The following is a 7,914-nucleotide window of genomic DNA, read 5'->3' on the forward strand; positions in this document are numbered from 1 at the left end:
GGCGGCGACCGGCCGACGGGCGGCCCCCACCCGGATGCCCGAGGAGTTCGAGGTGTAGCCCGCATCACAATGCTGAGCCCGGCAGACGCCCGGACCCAGCATCTGCGTGCACGATGCCGTGCCGATCCGTGCGGGCGCCCGGACCGCGACCGCCGCATGATCACGTCCACGACCCCGCCCCGGGCCGATGGGGTAGATGTGGGGTATGCGTCGGCGAGCGCGCGCCCGCCGACGCCCGACCGGAAGGATCACCATGAAGTTCGGCATCGGATGCTTCGTCACGGATGAGGGCATCGCACCGGGCGCTCTGGGCCGAGCGGTTGAGGAACGCGGCTTCGCCTCGCTGCTCGTGGCCGAGCACAGCCACATCCCGGTCTCGCGGCGCACTCCCTATCCGGCCGGTGGCGACCTGCCGAGGGTCTACTACCGCGCCCTGGACCCCTTCGTCGCGTTGACCGCGGCAGCAGCGACCACCTCGCAGCTGGTCGTGGGCACGGGAATCGCCCTGCTGGCCCAGCGCGACCCGATCAGCACGGCGAAGGAGGTCGCCTCCCTCGACCTGGTCTCCGGCGGCCGGTTCGCCTTCGGTGTGGGCGTGGGCTGGAACCGCGAGGAGATGGAGAACCACGGCACCGACCCCACCACCCGCGGCCGCCGCATGGACGAGTACCTCGAGGCCATGCGCCGCATCTGGACCGAGGACCAGGCCGAGTTCCACGGCGAGTTCGTGAACTTCGACCCGATCTTCTCCTGGCCCAAGCCCGTCCAGCAGCCCCATCCCCCGATCTACATCGGCGGCGGTGAGGCCAACTTCGGTCGGATCGCCCGGTTCGGCGCCCGGTGGCTCCCCAACGCGACGTCGGCGGACGCTCTCGCCCCACAGCTGGCGAAGCTGCGGGACGTCGCCGGGGCCGACGTCGTGGTCGCGGCCACGCACATCGGCCGTCAGGAGCCGGAGAAGCTCGCAGGCTACGCGGAGCTCGGCGTCGAACGCCTGACGCTGAACATCCCGACCGCACCTGAGGCGGAGACCCTGGAGCACCTGGACCGGATCGCCCAGCTCGCGGCCAAGGTCGGGTAGCGGGAGCGGCTCTCCGGCCGGTGCCTACGGCCGGAGCTCGTGTCCCGTGGTGCTGTCGATGTGCCCGGGGACGTCGCCCTCGGGCACGTTGCCGGTGGTCGAGGTGCCGCTCGGCTCGAACATGAGAATGGATCCACCGGGCGAGGACGGCTTGTGCTCGACCCCTGCGGGCACGACGAAGGTGTCGCCCGCGTGCAGCACCACGGTCCGCTCCTCCCCGCCGGTGCGCACGGTCACGTCGAAACGGCCGTCGAGCACCAGGAAGAACTCGTCGGTGTGGTCGTGGACATGCCATACGTGGTCGCCCAGGGTGTGGGCGATCCGGACGTCGTAGTCGTTCACCCGGGCCACGATCCGGGGGCTGTAGACATCGTCGAACGACGCCAACGCCGCGTTCACGTTGACGGGTGGGGGTGTCGTCATGCGCTCCATCGTGGCCCGGCGCCGGACCACGTCTCTTGTACGTCCTTGTCGGAGCCGTCCCGGCCCGCCGAGGCCTCAGCCGCCCGCCGGCCGGGCGGCGGCGCGGACGTCGGCCGGGGTGCCGAGGCCGGCCCCGGTACCGTCGGTGTGGCGCACCTGCTCCTCCCACGGCAGCCGGTAGCGACCGGCCACCAGGTCCTGCATGAAGGTGTAGGGACAGTCGGTGGCGCCACCTTCGACGGCGCTGTAGCCGCGGTGGCCCAGCTGGTAGATGTTGTTCTCCACGCCCCAGCCGCGCCGGGCCTCGTCCGCCCGTGCCGGCACCACCTCGGCGGTGACGATGCGGCCGGGAGTCCCGTCGCCCTGCTCCAGCACGGTGCCGTCGACGTCGCAGACCATGGCCTCGCCCTGCGAGTGGATCCCCGCCCCGTCCGGGCCCGCGAGGCAGACCGACGCGGTGTAGGCGAGGTTGCAGAACGCGTTGGCCTGGTTGGTGATCTGCCAGGCCTGCTGGATCGGGTAGGTGTAGCCGGCGGTGCGCAGGATGACGTTCGCCCCGCGGTAGGCGGCCTCGCGCGCGGCCTCGGGCAGCATCCCGTCGTGGCAGATGATGAGCGCCAGCCGGGAGCCGGCCGGCCCGTCGCACACAGGGATGCCGAGGTCACCGGGGTGCCACGGTTCGGCAGGCACCCACGGGTGCAGCTTGCGGTAGTGCAGCCGCAGCTCACCTGTGTCGTCCACGATGACCCCGGTGTTGAACGGCGCACCGCCCGGGTTGCGCTCCATGATCGAGAAGCACGCCCAGATGCGCGCCTCCGCGCACGCCGCACGCAGCTTCGCGATCTCCGGGCCGTCGACGTCGCAGAGCAGCCGGTCGTCGAGCCACGACGCGGGATCCAGGCCGTGCAGGCTGTACTCGGGGAACACCAGCAGGTCGGGCACGGGAAGGGCACGTCGCGCACCCGTCACCGTGGCGGCGATCCGGTCTACCGCGGCCGCCAGGTCCGGCGGCTCCGTCACGATCGGCACGGGGGCCTGCACGAGGCCCAGCACCATCCCGCCCGGTGACGGGTTCAGCCCACCCAGTCCACTCACGACGTCACTCCGATCCCGGCGGGCTCGCCCGCCTGCTCCTGCGCCCCCGCCTGTTCCTGCGCCCCCGCCTGTTCCTGCATCACTGCCTGTTCCTGAACCACTGCGGGCCAGCGATCCGCCCACGGACGGGCCCGTTCGAACGCCGCCGAGGCGCGCAGCACCGCCGCGTCGTCGAGGTGGCGCCCGACGATGTGCAGGCCGACGGGCAGTCCGTCGGCCGTCATCCCGGCAGGGCAGCTCGCGGCGGGCTGGCCGGTCATGTTGATCGGCTGGGTGAAGCTCAGCCACGCCGACGACCCGACGATGCGGCCGTCGACCTCCTCCGGGCCCTGCATCCCGAGCGCGAACGGCGGCACCGTGAGGGTGGGCGTGACCAGCAGGTCGTAGTCGGCCATGAGCCGCCACATCCGGTTGGTCACCGCCTTGCGCGCCATGACGGCGTCGGTGAGCTGCTCCCCCGTCCACCGGCGAGAGCACAGGTCGACGAGGTGGGGCGACATCTCACTGCCGTACCGCTCGACGAGCTCCCGCATTCCGGTCAGGTCGGTGTCGGCCACCACCAGGCGCCAGAACGTGTCCTGGGGGTCCGGCCAGCCGGGGTCGACCTCCTCGACGACGCACCCGAGCTCGCGGAACGCCTGCACGGCCTCCATCACGACCTGGCGGACCGCCGCGTCGACGGCGACGTAGCCCAGATCCGTGCTGAACGCGATGCGCATCCCGCGGACGTCCCCGCCCGTGGCGGTGCTCCAGTCGACGTCACCGGCCGGGATCGAGTGCCGGTCGCGCGGGTCGGGACCGGCGAGCACCGACATCATCAGCGCGGCGTCGTCGACGGTCCGGGTCATCGGGCCGATGCACTCGAGCGACTCCCAGCCCGACATCCCGGGGTACCGCTCGTCGCGGCAGCCGGGGTAGAGCGGGACCCGTCCCATCGAGCCCTTGAACCCGTAGACGCCGCAGTGCGCGGCGGGGATGCGCACCGATCCGCCGCCGTCACTGCCCAGCGCCACCGGTGACATTCCCGTGGCCACCGCGATCCCGGACCCGGCGCTGGACCCACCCGGGGTGAGGGCCGGGTTCCAGGGGTTGCGGGCGGTCGGCGAGACCGGGTTGTGCCCCACTGCGCTGTAGCCGAACTCGGGCACCGTCGTCTTGCCCAGCACCACGGCGCCCGCCGCGACGATCCGCTCGACCACCACGTCGTCCTCGTCGGGCACGAAGTCGCGGTACGCGGGCGACCCCGAGCGGGTCGGGATGCCGGCCGTCGCGATCAGGTCCTTGACGGCGACGGGCACCCCTGCCAGCGGGCCCACGTCCTCCCCGCGGGCCACGGCGTCGGCGATCTCGCGCGCCCGCTTCCGCGCGCGGTCGGCGGTGAGCTCGACGAAGGCGTGCAGCTGCGGGTCGAGCTGCTCGACGCGCTGCAGCGCCGCGTCGACGACCTCGACCGGTGACACCTCCCCGGCGCGGACCAGCCGGGACAGGTCGGTGGCCGGGAGCGAGCACAGCTGGGTGACGTCCACGGGTGTCCTCCTCTGCTTGCGCCGGTCAGGCGGCCGGCACCGATGCGGGCTCAGGGGCGGTGCTCGGGCTGAGCGCGTCGATCACCGCGTACACGACGCCACCCAGCACGAGGCCGGCGACGGCCTCGCTGAGCTGCGGGGCGAACACGTGCACGGCGTACGAGCCGATCGACGCGACCGCCCAGGCCACGAACGGGGCGGGGCGCCAGGCCCGCACGGCCCGGACGCCGCCGCGGCGGCGCAGCACCTGGTCGACGATGAGGATCGCGCCGATCGGCGGGACGAAGATGCCGAGCAGGTTCAGCCAGTCGGAGAAGTAGCTCCAGACGCCGGCGAGCGCCGCGACGAGACCCACGAGCCCGAGGACGACCGTGAGCACGCGCATCTTGCCGCCGGTCAGCTGGCTCCACCCGACGGCGCCGTTGTAGAGGCAGTGGCAGCAGACCGAGCCGAGGTTGGCGAAGACGAAGACCACCGCGATGACCGAGAGCACCGGGCCGTGGCTGGTGAGGATCGGCAGGAAGTCGCCACCGTTGGTGGCCGGGTCCACGGCCTTGCCTGCGGCGACGACCAGGCCGCCGACGAGCAGCGAGATGAAGTTGGCCACCGGGAAGGCGGTGAAGGCGGCCATCACGGCCTCGCGCCCGCTGCGCGACCAGCGCGTGAAGTCGGCGGTCATGGTGCCGGAGTCGGCGAAGCCGGCGATGGTGATCGTGACCGCGGCGCCGAGGCTGAAGACCGTGGCACCCGGGCCGCCACCCTGGTAGCTGGTGATGCCGGACAGCCCGCCGTTGCGGGCGGCGAGCACGAGCGCGACCACGGCGAGCACGACGAACATCGGGGCGGCGATGAGGCCGATGACCGTCAGCGCCCGGATGCCGATGAAGGTGATCGCGATGTAGAGCACGCCGGCGATCAGGATCATCCACGTCTCGTTCAGGCCGAGCGAGGTGTGCAGGGTCGACCCGGTGAGCCCCGTCTGGAACGCGAACCAGCCGATCACCACGGTGGACAGGAAGCCGGCCGCGATCGTCGCGCCGTGGCGGCCGAACGTCTCGGCGGCGGTGAGCGCGAAGTTCTTGCCGGTCCGGCCGGCGATGTAGCTCAGCGAGCCGACGTAGACGAGCAGGATGATGTTGCCGATGACGATGGCGGAGATCCCGCGCCAGAAGCCGAGGCCGTAGACGGTGGTGCCGCCGAACACGGCGTTGGTGATGATCATCGGGAAGCCGAACCAGACGGCCGACACGGAGCCGAGCGACCTCCTGCGCGACAGGGGTACGGGCTCGTGCTCGAACTCCGACTCGAGCTCGAGCGCATGGTGCTCGTGGACCTGCTGGTCCTTCTCACTGGTGGTGCTCACGGGGTGGTCCTTCCGATCGGGTGGGCCGGCTCGGCCATGGGCCGGCGGGACGAGCGCAGGTCGCAGCCGAGGCGACGCAGGCGGGCGCGGACGGCGCGCAGGAGCGCGGGGGCGTCCGGGGTGTCGCTGTGGACGCAGACGGTTCCGACGGACGCGAACGCGGGCGCGGCGAGCATGGCCTCGACCCGGTCGCCTGCGGCGGCCGGCGGACCGAGGTCCTCCGGCGTCCAGCCGAACATCATCACCGTCGCGTCCCGGTAGGGACGGTCGGCGAAGAACTCCTCGACGACCTCCAACCCGTGCGCCGCCGCGGAGGCGGCGAGGGCGGAGGAGGGCAGGGTGAACACCGGCAGGCCGGCGTCGAAGGCGCGGACGGCGCGGCAGACCGCGTCCGCCAGTTCGGAGTCGTCCATCGCCATCATGTAGAGCGCGCCGTGGAGCTTGAGGTGCGCGAGCGGGACCCCGGCGGCCCGGGTGAACGCGGAGAGCGTGCCCATCTGGGCCAGGCAGAGGTCGTACACCTGCTGCGCCGTCACGGCGATCATGCGGCGCCCGAAGCCCTCCCGGTCGGGCAGGCCGACGTGGGCGCCGACGGCGACACCGTGCCGGGCGGCGAGCTCGACGCTCGTCCGCATCGTGGCGGGGTCGCCCGCGTGGGCGCCGCACGCCACGTTCGCCGACGTCACCAGCGGCATCACCGCCTCGTCGGCGCCGTAGCGGTAGACGCCGAAGCTCTCGCCGAGGTCGCAGTTCAGGTCGAGCGTCCGGGGCGTCACCGGCGCCGGACCGACCGCCACGCTCATCGCGCCGCTCCGGCGACCACCCCGGGCCGGGGTGTGCCCACCGCGGGAAGAACCGGTGCCCGCCGCGGCTGCGCGTGCTCCTCCCAGGCCTTGGCGAACCTCAGCAGCTGCGTCTCCGCGAACGGGCGCCCGAGCACGTCCATCCCCACCGGCAGGCCGGCGGCGGTCAGCCCGACGGGCACGGTCATCGCCGGCAGGCTGCTCTGCGACGCGATCACCGTGTTGGTCGGGAACGTCAGCGCCGTCCAGCGCAGATCGGCCAGTTCCTGGCGGCTCGGAGGCGGTACCTGCACCGTCGGGTAGACGAGGACGTCGACGCCTGCCCCGGCCATCAGGTGCAGCAGCACCCGGCGGAACTCCTCCTGGCGCAGCCGCATCCGGTGGTAGTCCGGGCCGTCGGCCGCCACCCGCGGACCGTTCGCGATGTCCCCGATCAGGTCGGTCAGCGGGTGGAACATCCCGCTCGCGTAGATCTCGTCGAAGCTGTGCACCGGAGCCGTGGGACGGGCGGCGAGGAAGGCGGTGATGTCCTCCTTCGACTGCAGCGAGTACAGCGACGTGCCCCTGACCCAGTCCTGCAGGCCGGGCACCTCCAGCCCGTCGACGACCTCCGCGCCCGCGGCCCGCAGCTCACCGACGGCGGCCCGCACGAGGTCGTTGACCGGCCGCGACTCCGGATGGGCCCCGAACGCGTCGGCCAGTACGCCGACGCGGACACCGGAGAGGGTCGCTCCGGCCAGTGCGGCGGCGTAGCCCCCCGCCCCGGTGGTGCGGGGCGCCACCGCGGTGAAGGGGTCGGCGGGGTCGTATCCGACCATCGCGTCGAGGAGCACGGCGACGTCGCCGACCGTGCGGCACAGGGGCCCCGGCGTGTCCTGGAAATGCACGAGCGGCGAGAACCCGGTGCGGCTCACCAGGCCGGTGGTGGGGCGCAGCCCGAAGAGGTTGGCGAAGGACCCGGGGACACGGACCGAACCCCCCGTGTCCTCCGCGACGCCCAGCAGGCCCAGGTTCGCGGCGAGGCCCGCGGCGGTACCGGAGCTGGAACCCCCGATCTCGTGGGCGAGGGCGTAGGGGTTCTTCGTGTGGTCGGTGCGCGAGGAGAACGAGAACCAGCCGGCGGCGAAGTCGCACATCGCCGTCTTCGCGAGCACGACCGCCCCCGCCGCGCGCAGCCGCGACACCACGGTGGCGTCCTGCTCCGGGACGTAGTCGGCGAACAGCGCCGAGCCGAACGACGTGCGGATCCCGGCCGTCTCGGCCTGGTCCTTCACGAGCACGGGCACCCCGTGCAGCGGGCCGCGGAACTTCCCCGTGGCCGCGAACTCGGCGTCGAGGGCCTCGGCATCGGCGAGGGCGTTCCGGTTGACCGTGACGACGGCGCCGATGCGCGGGCCTGCGGCGTCGAGGTCGGCGATGCGCTGCAGGTACCAGCGCACGAGGTCGGCGCTGGTCGTGGCGCCGGCTCGCAGCTGGTCATGGAAGCCGGCGGTGGTGATCTCCTCGTAGGTCACCTCAGGTCTCCTCTCGTTCGGCGGGCGCGCCGCAGCGCCCCGGAGGCGGAACCTCCGAGGACACCCGCGACGCGCGGGTCGGTGGGGTTGTGGGGTTGTGGTGGTGGCC

7 protein-coding genes are annotated in these 7,914 nt (G+C 72.7%); 1 reads left to right on the top strand and 6 read right to left on the bottom strand.

Annotated features, from left to right (window positions below):
• The first annotated feature begins 253 nt into the window (after positions 1 to 253).
• On the top strand, positions 254 to 1,081 hold the full coding sequence (locus HF577_RS26340; RefSeq protein WP_169398646.1) for an LLM class F420-dependent oxidoreductase: 828 nt from the start codon (positions 254 to 256) through the stop codon (positions 1,079 to 1,081).
• Positions 1,082 to 1,105: 24 nt separating this feature from the next.
• Here HF577_RS26340 and HF577_RS26345 read toward each other — a convergent pair whose 3' ends face one another.
• The 6 genes from HF577_RS26345 to HF577_RS26370 all read right to left on the bottom strand — a co-directional run bounded on the left by HF577_RS26345 (position 1,106) and on the right by HF577_RS26370 (position 7,805).
• Positions 1,106 to 1,504, bottom strand: a complete 399-nt coding sequence (locus HF577_RS26345; protein ID WP_169398647.1) for a cupin domain-containing protein — start codon at positions 1,502 to 1,504, stop codon at positions 1,106 to 1,108.
• A gap of 75 nt (positions 1,505 to 1,579) precedes the next feature.
• On the bottom strand, positions 1,580 to 2,599 hold the full coding sequence (locus HF577_RS26350) for a formamidase (RefSeq protein ID WP_169398648.1): 1,020 nt from the start codon (positions 2,597 to 2,599) through the stop codon (positions 1,580 to 1,582).
• Positions 2,596 to 4,125: an amidase gene (locus tag HF577_RS26355; RefSeq protein WP_169398649.1), complete on the bottom strand. Its 1,530-nt coding sequence runs from the start codon at positions 4,123 to 4,125 to the stop codon at positions 2,596 to 2,598. Before HF577_RS26355 ends, HF577_RS26350 begins: the two co-directional genes overlap by 4 nt.
• 25 nt (positions 4,126 to 4,150) lie before the next feature.
• A complete protein-coding gene (locus HF577_RS26360) occupies positions 4,151 to 5,488 on the bottom strand; it encodes a cytosine permease (RefSeq protein WP_211174851.1) in 1,338 nt (445 codons plus the stop codon).
• Positions 5,485 to 6,291, bottom strand: coding sequence for a 5-oxoprolinase subunit PxpA (locus HF577_RS26365; protein WP_169398650.1), 807 nt, complete (start codon positions 6,289 to 6,291; stop codon positions 5,485 to 5,487). Before HF577_RS26365 ends, HF577_RS26360 begins: the two co-directional genes overlap by 4 nt.
• Complete coding sequence (locus tag HF577_RS26370) at positions 6,288 to 7,805, bottom strand: amidase (protein WP_169398651.1); 1,518 nt, start codon at positions 7,803 to 7,805, stop codon at positions 6,288 to 6,290. Before HF577_RS26370 ends, HF577_RS26365 begins: the two co-directional genes overlap by 4 nt.
• Between the last annotated feature and the right edge of the window lie 109 nt (positions 7,806 to 7,914).

The organism is Pseudonocardia xinjiangensis (genome assembly GCF_012911925.1).
In the GTDB taxonomy this organism is placed as follows: Bacteria; Actinomycetota; Actinomycetes; order Mycobacteriales; family Pseudonocardiaceae; genus Pseudonocardia; species Pseudonocardia xinjiangensis.

Bases quoted from the DNA above. Each gene is read 5' to 3' on its own strand.
- HF577_RS26345 (WP_169398647.1), bottom strand. From the start codon at position 1,504: ATGACGACACCCCCACCCGTCAACGTGAACGCGGCGTTGGCGTCGTTC.
- HF577_RS26365 (WP_169398650.1), bottom strand. From the start codon at position 6,291: ATGAGCGTGGCGGTCGGTCCGGCGCCGGTGACGCCCCGGACGCTCGAC.
- HF577_RS26340 (WP_169398646.1), top strand. From the start codon at position 254: ATGAAGTTCGGCATCGGATGCTTCGTCACGGATGAGGGCATCGCACCG.